A 15,131-nucleotide genomic window follows, 5' to 3' on the forward strand; every position below is an offset into this window, starting at 1 on the left:
AATAAGAAATATAGGAAACTTTTGAGAAAACAGTGTTTTATCTACCTAGACCAATTTATAAATATTAGATTGTTTTTCAAAAAGTAATTACACTATACCAATCTTGAATAGAGTAATTTTAATACAAAAAATCATGATTATTCAATGCAACCATCTTCTGCTTCATTAACCTCTTCATTTTTTCACTTTTATACCTGAAGTACGTGTTATTTTTAAATCAAAAATTCTGCTTATTCAGATTGTTTGCTCCATTGATGTATACCTATTCGATACACTCTCATTGATCCCAAAATCTTCTGAGTTTTTCTTTATTGCAAGTCTAGGTTCTTTCTTTTTATAAAGTTACATCTTTTATAAAAAGACCTCAGAATAAAACGAACCAAACATTTTACTCTCAGGTCTTCAATATTTATTTCAGACTAACTATTTATAGACACCATTTTTAATCCAATTCAATTTGGTATTAAAGTTTTTAATGATTTGCTCAATGTCGTATTCAGGATTTTCACCAAGTTGACGGTATCCTTCTGCAATTGAAGAATAAACAGTATTCATAAGCATTTGCATCAACATTTTAAATTCCTGTTCATTATGAATCAACAATTTGGAAAGGTCAATTAGTTTATAAATCTTATGTCCATGGCGTTTTTTTTGCCATTGTTCACCTTTTTTGTCACTTGAACTGAATTGAGGAGAAACTCGGCTGGTTGCTTGATAGTCCATGTTCATAAAAAGATTATGATAAAAAGATGCATGTTCCCCTGTTAAAACTTCCACAATCATTTTCGAAAAGTAAGCTGACATCCCATCAAACAAGTCCCCATCTGCGTTTTTGATACATTTTTCAATATTCCTTTTACTATCCTGTCTTAAAAAGTCGAAATAATAATAGTATAGATCTTCTTTATCTTCAAAATATTGATAGAAACTGCCTCTTGGTATCTCAGCTAATTTCACAATATTAGCGATAGATGCGTCTTTCAACGGAGTTCTAGAAAATTCAATCGAAGCGGCTTCCAATATTCTTTGCTGTTTCTCTTCAGTTAAATGAAAAAAAGTTGTTTTTGGCATTTATTGCATCCCTTTCTTCTAAATGACAAGTTGTCATGTGACACTTTGTCATTATAGCACCATGAGATAAAAAAGCAATAGAAAATGAAGAGGACAACAAAAATATTTAAGACAGAAAAAGAGGGTACAATAGACATATTGCTTTCCCACTTTTTCTATGAAATCCAATCAAATGATTTTACAACTCTCGTTTACCGCTTTTTTGACATCTTGAACAACCTTTTCAAACTGCTGATTTGCATTGATTATATAGTGATTTGGGTACCTCTTCACTTTGTCTTTATTTTCAATTTCTTGATCGTATAAAGCACCACGTTGTTTTATAACCATGATATCATCTTCTCTGGTCTGTAACCTCGTTAATACATTTTTTTTGGATACTTCTAAAAAAATCGGAATGACCATATTTCCAAATTGTTTTTCGATTTCTTGAAACCCTTTGATCGTTAAAACGTCATACGCATAATGATCAGCTGTTTTTTGAATTAGTTCTGCTGTTCCTACACCATACTGATTATCATGATATGTATCATGCTCTGCTAAAGCATCTGTACTTATTAAGTGCTGAAATCGTTCTTTCGTTTCAAAATAATAATCTACACCCGCTACTTCTTCCTTTCGAATAGGGCGAGTTGTATGAGAAATCACCTTATATTCCTTTGGAAAAACAGCTTCTGCTACTCTAGTTTTTCCTGAACCGCTAGGACCGATAATAACAAAGAATGGATATTTGAGTTTTTTTCTTTTCACTACTCATTCCCCCTTATAAATTCACTATACAACAACAAAGAGATAGCATCAATGAAAAAGAAAACAGGTAATTATTATTAGAATACTAGCTAGAAAAATAACCAGAGCAGTAGAAGAGATTCCCACTCTGTTCTACTGCTCTGGTTTATTTTTTATTTCAACTCTTGTCCATTTGTTTCAATCACTTTTTTATACCAATTAAATGATTTTTTCTCATAACGGTTCATCGTACCTTCACCATTATCATCTAAATCTACATAGATAAAACCGTACCGCTTGCTCATTTCGCCAGTTGAAGCACTAACTAAATCAATACAGCCCCACGGTGTGTAGCCCATTAAGTCAACGCCATCTTTTATAGCATCTGACATTGCTTCAATGTGACGACGTAAATAATCAATACGGTAATCATCTTCAACATAAAAGTTTTCGTCTACTTTATCAATTGCTCCTAAGCCATTTTCTACAATGAATAATGGTTTTTGGTATCGATCGTATAATTCGTTTAACGCAATTCTCAAACCTTCAGGATCGATTTGCCAGCCCCATTCACTCGCCTCTAAGAATGGGTTACGCACACCGCCTAATAAGTTTCCAACTACTGTATCTTCTTCTTCAGCCGTTTCGTTAACAGCAGAAGACATATAATAACTAAAGCCGATATAATCTACCGTATATTCTTTCATTAAGGCTAGATCATCAGCTCCGATTTCTAAATCAGAGACTCCGTATTTATCAAACATGCGTTGTTGGTAAGCAGGATATTCGCCACGTACTTGAGCGTCTGTACAATAAAAATTAAATTCTTGGTTTTGTGCTAATGTTGCCATTTGGTTGATCGGGTTTGCATCAATACTGTATGTTGTTGCATAAATGATCATACAACCAATTTGTATGTCTGGATTGATTTCATGACCGATTTTTACAGCTTTAGCACTAGCCACAAATTGATTATGCCATGCTTGGAAAACATTTTGATAATCACCAGCACCAGTTGCTTTGACCATTCCTTGGCTTAATGCTGGGAAATGGAAAGCAGAATTGATTTCGTTGAACGTCATCCAGTATTTCACTTTTTTACCATAACGGGTTAACACAACCGTTGCATAGGTTTCAAAGAAATCGATCATTTTACGATTTTTCCAACCACCATATTCTTTAGCTAGATGTAACGGCATTTCATAGTGTGAGATTGTAATTACAGGTTCGATACCATGTTTCAAACACTCATCGATCACTTGGTCATAAAACTTCAACCCAGCTTCATTTGGTGTCGCTTCATCGCCTTTAGGGAAAATTCTAGCCCAAGCAATTGAAAATCGGTAACATTTGAACCCCATTTTTGCAAAAAGGGCAATGTCCTCTTTAAAACGATGATAGTGATCAATACCACGATGGTTGGGATAAATAAATTTGTCCTCATCAATTTCCCAATTGAACGAATCACTGCCTAAAATTTGGAAACGTTGTTTGCCACCAGGCATTGCATCTGCTACTGACAACCCTTTACCATCTGAGCGATAAGCTCCTTCTAGTTGATTGGCTGCTGTTGCACCGCCCCATAAAAATCCATCTGGAAATACTGTTCTTTTGTTTGCCATTTGTTTTCCTCCTTATTCTAAAAGCGTAATGAGCCGCTTTGTATCTTCGAAAAATAGGAAAATATCATGTGACGCTTTTAGTCACAGGCAGATTTTATCTTTTTTCCGAGATACTGGCTCATGAAGCTAGATAACCTAAAAGCATAATGAGCCGCTTTGTATCGTCGAAAAATAGGAAAATATGATGTGACGCTTTTGGTCACAGGCAGATTTTATCTTTTTTCCGAGATACTGGCTCATGAAGCTAGATAACCTAAAAGCATAATGAGCCGCTTTGTATCGTCGAAAAATAGGAAAATATGATGTGACGCTTTTGGTCACAGGCAGATTTTATCTTTTTTCCGAGATACTGGCTCATGAAGCTAGATAACCTAAAAGTCTATGAGTAAAATCTATTAACGTACGATTGCCAAAAAATCTTCTCCATGTAAAACATCTGTTTGATCCATATCTAATACATCCAAATAATCACCGCTATTTGTCACAACGACTGGTGTTACCACTGGATGCCCTGCAGCTTTGATTTTTTCAATATCAAATTTCACTAACAGATCACCTTGCTTCACTTTATCGCCTTGTTTCACTGCTATTTCAAATCCTTCACCATCCATTTCAACAGTATCCATACCGATATGCATCAATACCTCTGCACCATCTTCCGTTGTGATCCCAACCGCATGTCCTGTTGGAAATAGTGTTGTGATTTCTCCGTTAGCAGGAGCATAAAGCTCACCTAATGTTGGTTCGATTGCGATTCCTTTGCCTAAAGCACCTGATGAAAATACTTGATCTTCCACTTTATCTAAAGGAACAATTGTACCTGTAATTGGGCTTGTTAAAACAATTTTATCATTTTTGTTGCCATTTTGCGCATCTAAGTTAGCGTTATTACCTGTTGTAGCAGTTTCACTACCTACTTCTGGTTTATCATCAAATTTCAAAATAAATGTTAATACAAAAGCAATCACAAATGCAATTACTGTCCCGATGACTGCCGCAATTAAGCCAGAAGTATCTTTTGTATCTTGAGGAATGAATCCTGGTAAACTCAATAAACTGATTAAACCAAATACATAGTTTTGAACGTGACTGAAACCAATGAAGGCTCCACCAACAGCGCCACCAATACAAGCGGCAATAAATGGTTTTTTAAGTGGTAAAGTAACACCATAAACAGTCGGCTCTGTAATCCCAAAGACCGAAGTGATTGTTGAAGATAAAGCTAAACCTTTTAATTTCACATTTTTTGTCATGAAGAAGACTGCTAATGCAGCACCACCTTGTGCTAATACGGCTGGTAAAAGCATTGGTGCCATTGTATCTACACCACCACCTGCTGCTGAAAGGTTTAATAACATAATCGGAACAAAGCCCCAATGCATACCGAACATTACAAATACTTGCCATAAACCACCCATAACTGCACCGGCAATAATTGGACTGATACCATAAATACTATCATATCCTTTTCCTAGTAAATCACCTAAAATTGTACCGATTGGGCCAATTGCGATAAACGTAACGGGCGCCATCACAAGAAAAACAGCTAAAGGAACACAGATAATTTGTAAGAAAGATGGAATTACTTTCTTGAAGAAACGTTCAACATGACTTTGAACATATACAGCTAGAATAATCGGAATAACAGATGACGTATATGCGCTAGCTCCGATAATCACTGGAATTCCAGCAAAACTTAACGTTTGTCCTGCTAAAGCAGTAATACTTGGATGAACAAGTGCCATTGCTAAACAGACTGCTAAAAACTCATTCGTTTTGAATTTCTTCGCAGCAGTAAATGCCAAAAGAATCGGTAGAAATGTGAATATTCCGTCGGCTATTGCAAAAAGAACAACATAGACACCTGATTCAGCTGTCAGCCAGTTTAATGTAACAGCCAGTGTCAAAAACCCTTTTAAAACCCCAGCTCCGGCCATCGCGCCCAAGAACGGTGTAAAGATAGAAGAAATAATATCAATTAACTGATTAAAAATATTGCCTTTAGGTCCTGTCTCTTTTTCTGAATCGTTGTCTCCTAAACCACTATGTGCCATCAATTCTTTATACACATCACTTACATGGCTGCCGATTACAACTTGGTATTGGCCGCCGCTTCGAACAACTTGAATTACATCTGGATCTTGATTTAATTTTTCAGTATCTGCTTTTTCTTCATCTTTTAATTTAAAACGCAGACGTGTCGCACAATGAACTACGCTGTTCACATTTTCTTCTCCGCCGACTAGCGTTAAGACGCGCTCAGCAATTTCTTGATTTTTACTCATTTTATATGCCCCTTTTCCTTAATTTTTTATATAAAAAAACCTAAACTGAAAAAACAATGATTTACTATACTTACAAAAAACATAAATATAGATGAATCTCTTGTTTTTTCAATCTAGGTTTTGCCTGTTAAACAGTAACAATCCGCTTCGATTGAAAGTTAAATTTTTAATGAATAAATACTACATTTTTCTCTCTCCAGCTACTCGCTGAATATGAATAGTCAAATAAATTTGTTCTGCTTTGTCAATTGGTTTTTGATATTTTTTGACTAGATAATCATTGATTCTTTGCACTGATTGAAATGCCTTGGGATACTTGCTTTGAATCAGCTCATAAAGAAAGTCATCTTCTTCATCATGTGCTTCATTTTGCAGATAACGTTGGGCAAAATATTGTAAGTGCGTCACGATTCTTTGATAGTTCAATGAGTCTTCATCGAACGGTGTACCAAAATAACGACTGATGATCGTTAGAATATCTCGTACCATTTCAGTGGCTGACATCGTCACTTCCATATTACCATTAGCCTGCTCGCTGTTTACAATATGAAATGCAATAAAACCTGCTTCACTTTCTGAAAAATCGATGTCCAGTTTTTCCTTGATTAACGCTACCCCTTTTCTAGCAATAGCAAATTCTTTAGGATAAAACTTTTTTGTTTCAAACATTAATGGATTGGGCATCTCAAGACCTTCTTTAGCTCTCATGATGGCGTAATGCACGTGATCCGTCAATGTTAAATAGATGTTCGATGAAAGCTCGATTCCTAAATCCTCTTCAGCCATATCCACGATTGTTTTAACAATCTCTACTTCTTCTAACGGAATATCCGCAAACAATTGCTGAAATTGTCCAGAAGTGATGGAATCTTTAAGAACAAACTCTTTTTCAATAAAAGTTGGATCGATCAAATCACCGATTTTTTTTTGAAATGCTAGTCCTCGGCCCATACAGACGATTTCTTCACCTGATTCATTTTTTGTCATGACGACATTGTTGTTTAAAATTTTTTCAATATACATGATGAACCTCACTTTTACAAATACAAATGAAAAAAACCTAGAATCCGCCCAAACAAACTACTATGGAAGATTCAGGTTTTGCCTGCCGAACAGTAACAATCCTTATTACATGGATATCATATCATCTTTCTAATTTATTTGCAACCCTTTTCAAAAAGCAAATGAAAATATTGTTTTTAGACAACTATTAAGAAATGTAAAAGTCCGATTGCAAACCTTCTTCAAAAGAGTTACAATCTATCCCATAGTTTTAAAAAATATATATTTTCAAAGGATGAGTTACATGTTTGAATCAATTTCTACTCCTGATTTTGAAACACTTTACACTAAAAATGACCTTAATGTCATCGATATTCGTGAAACGGAAAGTTTTTTACAAGGACACTTAGCACACTCAATGTCACTACCAGCCACTGTTTTACCAAATATGCTAAAACAGCTAAATAAAGAAAAGACCTATCATATTATTAGTTACAGCGGACGCCGTTCTGAAATCATCGCATCTTTCATGGCTTCTAAAGGGTTTCATGCAGTTCATGTGATTGGTGGAATGCAACAACTATCGCACGCTTTTTAATAGAAGAAAACAGGTATTCAGCTTATGAATACTTGTTTTTTTATGGAATTTAAGTAAAAACTTGATTTTCTTACTTTTTATTAGTAAAATAGTTTTTGTTTATAAATAATGATACTTAGGTATTTAAAGGAGATTTTACATGTCAAAATTACTTGTTGTCAAAGCACACCCGCTTACTAAGGAAGAATCTCGTTCTGTCCGAGCATTAGAAACTTTTTTAGAAAGTTATAAAACTCAAAACCCAGCTGATGAGATCGACGTACTGGATGTCTACGCTGATTTTGTTCCAGAAATTGATGAAGAATTACTTTCTGGTTGGGGTGCGTTACGTACTGGTACTGAATTTACAGCTCTAAATGAAAGCCAACAAACAAAGGTTGCTCGTTTCAACGAATTGACAGATCAATTCCTAGGCGCTGACAAAGTCGTTATCGCTAACGCTTTGTGGAATTTAAATGTCCCAACTCGCTTAAAAGCATGGGTTGATACGATCAATGTCGCTGGCAAAACGTTTAAATATACTGAAGAAGGTCCTAAACCTTTAACTAATGGCAAAAAAGCGTTGCATATTCAATCAAATGGCGGTTTTTATGAAGGGCAAGATTTTGCTTCTCAATATGTAAAAGGTATTTTAAACTTCATTGGTGTTGCTGAAGTCGATCAATTATTTATCGAAGGAATCGATCACCATCCGGAAAAAGCCGAAGAATTATTAGATGCAGCAATGGACCAAGCAACAACTTTAGGAAAAACATTCTAAGAATCGAAAAGCCGAAACAGACAGACTTGTCTATTTCGGCTTTTTTTATTCAAGTTTTCTTAATTCTTCTTCTTCATGATACAGACTTGAAACATCTTTATACCATTCAAATATATGCGTAATGATGACCTTAGCTGCGGCATAGACAGGTATTCCCAGAATAACGCCTACAACACCGAATAACTTGCCAGACGTCAACAGCACGACTAAAATCGTCACTGGATGGATGTCTAACTGACTACCTAATACTAAGGGGGAAATCACACGTCCTTCGATCGTTTGCTCAATAACAAAGACGACTAACACTTTAGCTAATAAAACTGGTCCACCTACAATTCCTAAAAATACAGCTGGTACCATTGCCAAAAATGACCCAAGATACGGTATCAAATTAAGAAAACCTGCTGTGATACCCAAAGTAATCGCGTAATCCAGTCCAATAAATGAAAAGCCAAGAATAAACATTACAGCCACTGCAAACGCCACGGTCAATTGACCACGTATATAAGAAGACACTTGTGAATTGACTTCTCCTAGTACTTTCAATGTCGGTTTGCGCATTTTATTTGGTAAAAACTTCATCAAATACGGCGCTAATTGTTTGCCATCTTTTAAAAGATAAAACAAAATAAACGGCATTGTGATGATAGCGACAACAACGGTTGCAACAGCTCCTACAAAACTGCCTAATCCTTGTACTGTAAACGTAGAAATATTGCGAATGATATCTCCTAATGAACTAATCAATTTATCGCCCATATCCTCTAACTGACTGCGAAATTGTGCAAAAAAAGGATCGCTCAAAATTTCTTGCATCTTATTGTCGAGCGTATCGATATATTGAGGAAAATGATTTCCGAAACTAACAGTTTGTTCTTGAATTTTAGGAACAATTACTACAAGTCCCCAAATGATCAACGCAATCACAAGTATAAATAGTCCGATAATACTCCAAATGCGAGGTACCCGTTTCTTTTCTAGATAATCAACGACTGGATTCATTAAGTAATATAAAATACCTGCCATGATCATCGGTAAACCAACAACGCCGATAAACTGCCAAACTGGTTTAAATAAATACGAGACTTTTGTAAAAACGAGTAAAATCAACAAAATCAACAATACAATCATTAATGTCGTCACAACTTGATTATTTAAAAACCACCGCCAAAACCAAGAAAAGCGTTTATCTTTTTCTTTCTCTCGTTCCATTCAATCACACTCCACGAGACACGTATTCTATTATTGTTCCAACGTTGATTATTGGAAAAATGCTAGGAGTGAGGTACAAACCATTAACAATGGCATCTTCTTTTGGTACTTCTGCAAAAACCAAGGTCACATGGGCAATACTATTTAAGTTTTTGTTGGCAAAAGGTCCAACATAATCAATGGTATATTCTTGTTCATCGATCTTTAATAGATCCCCTTTTTTCATTTCTAAAGATTGAGTTTCTTGAAATTTTTGAATTACAGAATATTCTTTTAACCCCTCTGTGGCACTTTCACCAAAAAGTATGATCATCGGCTCTTTTTCGTCTAATGCACGAACACCCACTTCAGTAATTACAGCTTTCATATACTTATCGCTCCTTCTTCCGTTAATCAATCTTCATTATAACATATAACTTTTTTTCTTATTCGATATTTTAGATTTTTACACACTACAAAAAAAGTGATCAGACCATAACTCTTCGAGTCATGAACTAATCACCTGGAATCTGTATAAACAGTGATAGGAGAAATAACTTATTCTAAAAGCTAAATGTCATTTTCCCGAATCAAATATTAATTTGATGTGTAAAACAGGCTACATTATCACGATAAAATCGTCACTGCAACTTGTCGTCTGCCCCAATTGATACATTGCGATACATCTGAAAAATGGAGATCGATGATATTTCCTTTGATCGCGCCACCAGTATCACTAGCAACAGCTTCTCCATAGCCTTCAACATATAATTTCGTACCTAGTGGGATCACACTTGGGTCAACAGCAATTGCCATTGGATCAACACGTAAATCTTGTCCCATCGCTGTTAAATTACCTCCGCCAATAAATCCTTCATTACAAGAATAAGCGGTGGCTTCCATCGTTATCGTTTGACCTTCTGGCTTTGTGTTTTTAGGCTTTTTGTTTTCTAATTCAGCTTGTTTTTTTATAGCTTCCGCTTTTTCTTTAGCAGCTTGTTCTTTTTTTATAGCTTCTGCTTTTGCTACTTTTTCTTTTTCGATTTTCTCTTTATTTAAAATATCATTCTTTACTAGTTTAAATGCTTTTCCTTCTGTCAGTGAATAAATCATTGAACTAGATAAGCTTTGCGCTGTTTGTTCTGACACGACTGTATAACTAGTTAAGCTCTTCATTTCATTGTTCTTATTTTCCGCCGCATATACAGGAATCACTGACCCAGTAATAAAACAAGAAATAATAAATAACATTGGCAACCATTTTTTCTTCATTAAAATAGCTTCCTCCTTAAAATTCGTACGAAAGCTATCATAGCATGTGGTGAATCTCCAAGGGTTACTATTCAATTAAAGCTACATTACAGTCTGTCAGAAAGCGTTTTAAAGATTGTTACATGGGAAATATTTTCATTTTTTTATAGTAAAAACAGCCCTAATCACATTTGGAAATACAGTTATATCAGGCATTATTTTATTTTTATTAAAAAGTTTTAAAAAAACAATAATCTAGTTATCTTTATTGTATTTAGAAGTTAAAGCTCAGATAATGTTCTAAAAAACAAAAAAAACATCAAATATTACAAGAGTTTTACAAAAAATATTTAAAAATAAGCGTTATTTTTCTTAAACAAAAAAAGCCAACCCAAACTTAAGAACTAGTTTGGATTGGCTTATAGTATGCCTATTTAAAAAAGTCTAGAATATGAGTCCAAATTTCTTCTTTGAACACATCTTTTGGATTTCCTCCACCGACTACTCCATAACCGATCATTGTGCCGGCAACAAATAAAATAATCACTAAGGCAATCACTACTAAAACTTTCAACAAAGTCACTATAATATAGCGTGTCGAACTCATATCTATTTCCCCTTTTAGCTAACTGTTGACATTTTCTTTTCTGTTGTTTTTTCGTCGTTTACTCGTTCCACTTTAGCACCCAATTTTTGAAGTTTTTCATGGAATTTGTAGTAACCGCGGTCTAAATATTCTAAGTGTGAGACACGCGTGATTCCTTTGGCACGTAAGCCTATTAAAATCAATGCAGCAGCAGCACGTAAATCTGTTGCTTCTACAGCAGCACCTTGTAATGTTTGACTCCCATTGATAATAGCGATATTGCCGTCCATTTTCACATCTGCATTCATTCGTTGCATTTCTTCTAAATGTTGGAAACGATTTTCAAAGACAGTCTCAGTTACAACACTTGAACCATCAGCTACCATTTGTATTGCAGTCATTTGTGCTTGCATATCTGTTGGGAAACCAGGATGCGGCATTGTTTTGACATCCGTTGGTTTGATTACTTTAGGACCAATGACGCGTAAACCGCCTCTTTCTTCGCGAATAACAGCACCCATTTCAGTTAATTTAGAAATAAGCGGACGATTATGTTCAGGAATCGCTTCTTCTATCAAAACATCTCCTTCAGTCATCGCTGCTGCAACCATGAAAGTACCTGCTTCTATACGATCTTGAACAATCGAATGTTCAACTGCATGAAGTTTATCCACGCCTTCGATACGCATCATTTCAGTACCAGCACCGACGATTTTAGCACCCATTTTATTAAGGATATTCGCTAAATCAACGATTTCAGGTTCTCTAGCAACATTTTCGATTACTGTCATACCTTTGGCTTTAACAGCTGCCATCATGATATTTTGAGTCGCACCCACACTTGGAAAATCTAAATAAATCGTATTGCCGATCAATTCATCTGCAATTGCTTCGATATAGCCATTTTTTTGAATAATCTTTGCACCTAAAGCTTGGAAGCCTTTTAAGTGTAAATCAATTGGCCTTTTACCAATCGCACATCCACCAGGCATAGCAACTTTTGCATGACCATTACGAGCCAATAACGGGCCCATAACAACGATTGATGCTCTCATTTGACTAACATACTCATAATTTGCTTCGATGCCTAAAGGCTGCGTTGCATCTATTGTGACTTGGTTCTCTTCTTCATTAAAATCAATATCTACGTTTAAATGTTTGATTACTTGGTTCATTGTAAAAACATCAGAAAGAATTGGTACATTATTTAATGTTGTTGTTCCTTCTTCTGCTAATAGGGTTGCTGCTAAAATTGGCAATACTGCATTTTTAGCCCCTTCAATTTTCACAGTTCCTTTTAATTGGTTACCACCATGAACAATGATCTGTTCCATTTTGTTCCCCCCAAAAAAGTTAGAATTGGATGCTTCGATCCAAAATCTTTTCTATTATACCACTATTTACCAACAAATAGTATCTTTTCTTTTTATCCATCAATCCTTATGGGAAAAATACAGTAAATAAGTTACGGCACAATGCTAGAAACTCTAGGAAAAATGAGCTCACAGTAAACCCGATCACAATCGAAATCAAAACAATCAATAAACGGACTTGAGAAGTTTGATGAGCTTTGAAAAACTGTTCAATTCTGATCGATTGCATCGCCCAAAAACTTACATAAATAAACATCATGTGGCAGATGATCCGAATCACCGCATCAATACCAAAAAATTGCATAAATTGATCTCCTTAATTTAAAAGCGTAATGGGCTCGTTCAACTTCGAAAGAAAAATAGAAAAATTTGAGCGTGACAATTCTTTTGTCACAAACATATTTTATCTTTTTTCCGAGAAGTTAGCCCGTAAAGCTAGACATCATAAAAGCGTAATAGGTTTCTTCAGCTTTTGAGTGAAAATCTATTCAGCTTCATTAAACTATATAGAAATAGTTTATCACAAATTCCCTCAAACAAAAAATAAAGATTCTTAACTTTCATAAAAATAACATATGTAGGTGTTTTGTCTTACTATAAGAGACGGCTGAGACATCACTATTTCGCTGTCTCAGCCACTCATAATTTACGTATGTTTTGACACATTGATTCGATTGATTGCTCGGTGAAGTGCAACAGTTGCACGGCGTAATTCATCCGTATTTGCATTTTCCTTCGCCTTTTCAATCATCCGCTCAGCTCGTTGTTTTGCACGTTCTGCTCGGCTTACATCAATATCTCTTTCACGTTCTGCACTATCGGCAATGATTGACACAATATTATCACGGACTTCCATAATACCGCCGTTTACAGCGATCCAATCTACGTGTGTATCAGAGTCCGTTCTTTTAACACGAACTTCATCGATCGCTAAAGGAACGATGATCGGTGCATGTTTAGGTAAGATACCAATTTCACCATCTGTTGTTTTTGCAACAACGATCGTCGCACGGTGATCATAAACCAATCCGTCAGGAGTCACCACATTGACAGTTAAACATTCCATTTCTGTCTCTCCTCCTTTTAGTAGTTCAACGTTTTAGCTTTTTCAATAACGTCTTCAATTCTACCAACACTACGGAAAGCTTCTTCCGGTAAGTCATCGTATTTTCCATCAAGAATTTCTCTAAAGCCTTTAACTGTATCAGCAACAGGAACATAAGAACCAGGTTGTCCAGTAAATTGTTCTGCTACATTAAAGTTTTGAGATAAGAAGAATTGGATACGACGGGCACGACCAACCAAGATTTTTTCTTGATCAGATAACTCATCCATCCCTAAAATCGCAATGATATCTTGTAACTCACGGTAACGTTGCAATACGTGTTGTACTTCTGTTGCTACAGCATAATGTTCGTCTCCAACAACTTCAGGTGCTAAAGCGCTAGAAGAAGAAGCTAGTGGATCAACTGCTGGATAAATACCCATTTCAGTTAAACGACGCTCTAAGTTAGTTGTTGCATCTAAATGGGCGAATGCTGTTGCAGGCGCCGGGTCAGTATAGTCATCGGCTGGTACATAGATTGCTTGAATCGATGTGATCGAGCCTTTTTTAGTAGATGTAATACGTTCTTGTAATTGACCCATTTCAGTTGCAAGTGTTGGTTGATACCCAACGGCTGAAGGCATCCGACCTAATAAGGCAGAAACTTCTGATCCCGCTTGTGTGAAACGGAAAATGTTATCGATGAATAATAACACATCTTGCCCTTCAACATCACGGAAATATTCCGCAATTGTTAAACCAGTCAAAGCCACACGCATACGTGCACCAGGAGGTTCATTCATTTGACCGAAAACCATGGCTGTTTTTTCAATAACACCAGAGTCTTTCATTTCAAAATACAGGTCATTCCCCTCACGAGTTCGTTCACCAACACCGGTAAATACAGAAATACCGCCGTGTTCTTGAGCAATATTATGAATCAATTCTTGAATCAAAACAGTTTTACCAACACCGGCACCACCGAATAGTCCAACTTTACCACCTTTTAAATAAGGGGCTAATAAATCGATTACTTTGATCCCTGTTTCTAAAATCTCATTACTTGTACTTAAATCAGCAAAGTCAGGGGCTTTTTTATGAATACCGCTACGAATCGCATCTTCTGGAAACGGTTCTTCTAAGTCGATCGTATCGCCTAAAACGTTGAAAACTCTTCCTAATGTTTCTTTCCCAACAGGAACTGAGATTGGTTTTCCTGTATCAATAACTTCCATTCCGCGTTGTAACCCATCAGTAGATTCCATTGCGATCGAACGGATGACACCGTCCCCTAATTCTAAAGCTACCTCTAGAACGACTTTTTGTTTTTCTTCGCCATTTTTATAAACGACTAATGCATTGTTGATATCCGGTAAGGATTGATCTAGTGAAAATTCCACGTCAACAACGGGACCGATTACTTCAACAATCTTTCCTGAACTCATGTGTCTTTCCTCCGTTTCGTTTAAAAAAGGTCATAAAAATATTGTTCAAGAGCGAGTAATTGGAGCACAATCTGACTATCCACTTTTTGGGCATTCAGACTTTTGTGAAACTGCTGAGCTCTTGATATTTTTATACCGTTAAAGAGGTCATAAAACTATCGAAGGTTCGACAG

The 15,131-nt window shown here is 35.8% G+C and carries 15 protein-coding genes; 2 read left to right on the forward strand and 13 right to left on the reverse strand.

Annotation, left to right across the window (positions count from 1 at the left end; genetic code table 11):
* Positions 1-423 precede the first annotated feature (423 nt).
* The 5 genes from IGJ02_RS10330 to licT all read right to left on the reverse strand — a co-directional run bounded on the left by IGJ02_RS10330 (position 424) and on the right by licT (position 6,730).
* Positions 424-1,071: a TetR/AcrR family transcriptional regulator gene (locus tag IGJ02_RS10330; protein WP_010763309.1), complete on the reverse strand. Its 648-nt coding sequence runs from the start codon at positions 1,069-1,071 to the stop codon at positions 424-426.
* Between the two features lie 168 nt (positions 1,072-1,239).
* A complete protein-coding gene (locus tag IGJ02_RS10335) occupies positions 1,240-1,821 on the reverse strand; it encodes a guanylate kinase (RefSeq protein WP_010763308.1) in 582 nt (193 codons plus the stop codon).
* A gap of 152 nt (positions 1,822-1,973) precedes the next feature.
* Positions 1,974-3,422, reverse strand: coding sequence for a glycoside hydrolase family 1 protein (locus tag IGJ02_RS10340; protein ID WP_430601928.1), 1,449 nt, complete (start codon positions 3,420-3,422; stop codon positions 1,974-1,976).
* 395 nt (positions 3,423-3,817) lie between these two features.
* Positions 3,818-5,707, reverse strand: coding sequence for a beta-glucoside-specific PTS transporter subunit IIABC (locus IGJ02_RS10345; protein WP_010763305.1), 1,890 nt, complete (start codon positions 5,705-5,707; stop codon positions 3,818-3,820).
* A 180-nt stretch (positions 5,708-5,887) separates the two neighbouring features.
* Positions 5,888-6,730, reverse strand: a complete 843-nt coding sequence (licT, locus tag IGJ02_RS10350; RefSeq protein ID WP_010763304.1) for a BglG family transcription antiterminator LicT — start codon at positions 6,728-6,730, stop codon at positions 5,888-5,890.
* 283 nt (positions 6,731-7,013) lie between these two features.
* Here licT and IGJ02_RS10355 point away from each other — a divergent pair, with 283 nt between their 5' ends.
* Together IGJ02_RS10355 and IGJ02_RS10360 are read left to right on the forward strand one after the other, a co-directional pair.
* The gene (locus tag IGJ02_RS10355) at positions 7,014-7,307 is read left to right on the forward strand and encodes a rhodanese-like domain-containing protein (RefSeq protein ID WP_010763303.1); all 294 of its coding nucleotides are present in this window, start codon (positions 7,014-7,016) and stop codon (positions 7,305-7,307) included.
* 139 nt (positions 7,308-7,446) lie between these two features.
* Positions 7,447-8,067: an FMN-dependent NADH-azoreductase gene (locus tag IGJ02_RS10360; RefSeq protein WP_010763302.1), complete on the forward strand. Its 621-nt coding sequence runs from the start codon at positions 7,447-7,449 to the stop codon at positions 8,065-8,067.
* Between the two features lie 45 nt (positions 8,068-8,112).
* On the opposite strand, the gene IGJ02_RS10365 is transcribed toward IGJ02_RS10360, so the two are convergent.
* From IGJ02_RS10365 to atpD, 8 genes are all read right to left on the reverse strand, one after another.
* A complete protein-coding gene (locus tag IGJ02_RS10365; RefSeq protein ID WP_430601929.1) occupies positions 8,113-9,279 on the reverse strand; it encodes an AI-2E family transporter in 1,167 nt (388 codons plus the stop codon).
* A gap of 4 nt (positions 9,280-9,283) precedes the next feature.
* On the reverse strand, positions 9,284-9,646 hold the full coding sequence (locus tag IGJ02_RS10370) for a PTS glucitol/sorbitol transporter subunit IIA (RefSeq protein ID WP_430601930.1): 363 nt from the start codon (positions 9,644-9,646) through the stop codon (positions 9,284-9,286).
* A gap of 239 nt (positions 9,647-9,885) precedes the next feature.
* Positions 9,886-10,530 carry a 3D domain-containing protein gene (locus IGJ02_RS10375; RefSeq protein ID WP_430601931.1) on the reverse strand — a complete coding sequence of 215 codons (645 nt, stop codon included), beginning with the start codon at positions 10,528-10,530 and terminating at the stop codon, positions 9,886-9,888.
* A gap of 409 nt (positions 10,531-10,939) precedes the next feature.
* A complete protein-coding gene (locus IGJ02_RS10380; protein ID WP_010763298.1) occupies positions 10,940-11,116 on the reverse strand; it encodes a DNA-directed RNA polymerase subunit beta in 177 nt (58 codons plus the stop codon).
* 14 nt (positions 11,117-11,130) lie between these two features.
* A complete protein-coding gene (gene murA, locus IGJ02_RS10385) occupies positions 11,131-12,429 on the reverse strand; it encodes a UDP-N-acetylglucosamine 1-carboxyvinyltransferase (protein WP_010763297.1) in 1,299 nt (432 codons plus the stop codon).
* A 106-nt stretch (positions 12,430-12,535) separates the two neighbouring features.
* Positions 12,536-12,772, reverse strand: a complete 237-nt coding sequence (locus tag IGJ02_RS10390; protein ID WP_010763296.1) for a DUF1146 family protein — start codon at positions 12,770-12,772, stop codon at positions 12,536-12,538.
* A 342-nt stretch (positions 12,773-13,114) separates the two neighbouring features.
* Positions 13,115-13,534 carry a F0F1 ATP synthase subunit epsilon gene (locus IGJ02_RS10395; RefSeq protein ID WP_430601932.1) on the reverse strand — a complete coding sequence of 140 codons (420 nt, stop codon included), beginning with the start codon at positions 13,532-13,534 and terminating at the stop codon, positions 13,115-13,117.
* Positions 13,535-13,551: 17 nt separating this feature from the next.
* The gene (gene atpD, locus IGJ02_RS10400; protein WP_010763294.1) at positions 13,552-14,958 is read right to left on the reverse strand and encodes a F0F1 ATP synthase subunit beta; all 1,407 of its coding nucleotides are present in this window, start codon (positions 14,956-14,958) and stop codon (positions 13,552-13,554) included.
* Positions 14,959-15,131: the final 173 nt, after the last annotated feature.

This window comes from Enterococcus sp. DIV0724b (assembly GCF_050531475.1).
Lineage (GTDB): Bacteria > Bacillota > Bacilli > Lactobacillales > Enterococcaceae > Enterococcus_L > Enterococcus_L haemoperoxidus.

What these genes read in the sequence shown, in the direction of transcription:
- IGJ02_RS10330 (WP_010763309.1), bottom strand. Translation starts at nt 1,071, where the DNA reads ATGCCAAAAACAACTTTTTTTCATTTAACTGAAGAGAAACAGCAAAGA.
- IGJ02_RS10340 (WP_430601928.1), bottom strand. Translation starts at nt 3,422, where the DNA reads ATGGCAAACAAAAGAACAGTATTTCCAGATGGATTTTTATGGGGCGGT.
- IGJ02_RS10345 (WP_010763305.1), bottom strand. Translation starts at nt 5,707, where the DNA reads ATGAGTAAAAATCAAGAAATTGCTGAGCGCGTCTTAACGCTAGTCGGC.
- licT (WP_010763304.1), bottom strand. Translation starts at nt 6,730, where the DNA reads ATGTATATTGAAAAAATTTTAAACAACAATGTCGTCATGACAAAAAAT.
- IGJ02_RS10355 (WP_010763303.1), top strand. Translation starts at nt 7,014, where the DNA reads ATGTTTGAATCAATTTCTACTCCTGATTTTGAAACACTTTACACTAAA.
- IGJ02_RS10360 (WP_010763302.1), top strand. Translation starts at nt 7,447, where the DNA reads ATGTCAAAATTACTTGTTGTCAAAGCACACCCGCTTACTAAGGAAGAA.
- IGJ02_RS10365 (WP_430601929.1), bottom strand. Translation starts at nt 9,279, where the DNA reads ATGGAACGAGAGAAAGAAAAAGATAAACGCTTTTCTTGGTTTTGGCGG.
- IGJ02_RS10370 (WP_430601930.1), bottom strand. Translation starts at nt 9,646, where the DNA reads ATGAAAGCTGTAATTACTGAAGTGGGTGTTCGTGCATTAGACGAAAAA.
- IGJ02_RS10375 (WP_430601931.1), bottom strand. Translation starts at nt 10,530, where the DNA reads ATGAAGAAAAAATGGTTGCCAATGTTATTTATTATTTCTTGTTTTATT.
- IGJ02_RS10380 (WP_010763298.1), bottom strand. Translation starts at nt 11,116, where the DNA reads ATGAGTTCGACACGCTATATTATAGTGACTTTGTTGAAAGTTTTAGTA.
- murA (WP_010763297.1), bottom strand. Translation starts at nt 12,429, where the DNA reads ATGGAACAGATCATTGTTCATGGTGGTAACCAATTAAAAGGAACTGTG.
- IGJ02_RS10390 (WP_010763296.1), bottom strand. Translation starts at nt 12,772, where the DNA reads ATGCAATTTTTTGGTATTGATGCGGTGATTCGGATCATCTGCCACATG.
- IGJ02_RS10395 (WP_430601932.1), bottom strand. Translation starts at nt 13,534, where the DNA reads ATGGAATGTTTAACTGTCAATGTGGTGACTCCTGACGGATTGGTTTAT.
- atpD (WP_010763294.1), bottom strand. Translation starts at nt 14,958, where the DNA reads ATGAGTTCAGGAAAGATTGTTGAAGTAATCGGTCCCGTTGTTGACGTG.